The 1197-nt window shown below is 69.1% G+C and carries 1 protein-coding gene; it reads right to left on the reverse strand.

All coding sequences use genetic code 11. The annotated features are described in order from the left end of the window. Positions 1 to 223: 223 nt before the first annotated feature. Positions 224 to 919 carry a metal-dependent transcriptional regulator gene (locus tag I5E_RS08480; RefSeq protein WP_022906596.1) on the reverse strand — a complete coding sequence of 232 codons (696 nt, stop codon included), beginning with the start codon at positions 917 to 919 and terminating at the stop codon, positions 224 to 226. Positions 920 to 1197 lie beyond the last annotated feature (278 nt).

Raw genomic sequence — 1197 nt, forward strand, 5'->3', positions numbered from 1 at the left:
CGTGCAACCCCATCCGTTCGTCATCGTTTCGATCGAGACAGGAGACGGGTTCGAGACGTCCTGTCACGGGTCCTGGGCCTCGTGGGTGGCCGGCGGACTCGGACGAGTGTACGTGGCGACCGTTACCTTGTCGAGATGAAAACGCCCGTTTGTAACAGAACGGTAAAGAAGCCCTGATCAGCGCGCAGGAATCGGCCTCGCCCCAGTTCCGGGGGCAGACGCCTCAGGAACGTTCGATGTAGACGTGCTGCGCGACCTCGGTCGGCAGCTCGATGCCGGCGTCCTCGCCGTCGACACGCACCGCCACGTAGGCGCCGGCGCGCTGCACGCTCGCGACCCGGCCGGGCATGACCCCGGCGGACCGCAGCTGGTGGAGGAGCTCCGGCTCGAACTGCACGGGCTCGCCCAGGCGGCGGATGACCCCGGTCGCCACGGCGTCGGTGCCCTCGGTCGCGGCGACGATGTTCTGCACGCCGTCGAGGAAGCCCGGTGCCGCCGGTCCGCCGATCTCGGCCAGGCCGGGGATCGGGTTGCCGTAGGGGGACTCGGTCGGGTTGCCGAGCATCTCGAGCAGCCGGACCTCGACCTGCTCGCTCATCACGTGCTCCCAGCGGCATGCTTCGTCGTGGACGAACGCCCAGTCGAGGCCGATGACGTCGGAGAGCAGCCGCTCGGCGAGCCGGTGCTTGCGCATCACGTGCGTCGCGCGGGACCGTCCCTCGTCGGTGAGCTCCAGGTGACGGTCGCCCGAGACGACGACGAGGCCGTCGCGCTCCATGCGGGCGATCGTCTGCGAGACCGTGGGACCCGAGTGGCCGAGGCGCTCCGAGATGCGGGCGCGCAGGGGCACGATCGCCTCTTCCTCGAGGTCGAGGATGGTGCGAAGGTACATCTCCGTGGTGTCGACGAGATCGGTCACGGTCCGCCTCTCATGTCTGGGCCCAGCGCGCCCCACCCTACTTGTTCGGGACGACATGGAGCGACCGACGCTTGCACGACGCAAGGAAGGACGTGCGTGATGCGGCCAGGAGGCGCGGTGCCGGCCCGCCCCGTCCGGCCGGTACACGGTCACTCGCGCTGGGATACCCGCTCGTTAGATCGGTGCATGGCAGACATCGTCATCCCCGCCGAATCCTCCCGACCGATGGGCGATTCGGCTGCGGACCGTCCAAGATCCGTGGCGCCCAGCTCGAGTCC

Source organism: Curtobacterium sp. B18, assembly GCF_000333375.1.
Classification (GTDB): Bacteria; Actinomycetota; Actinomycetes; order Actinomycetales; family Microbacteriaceae; genus Curtobacterium.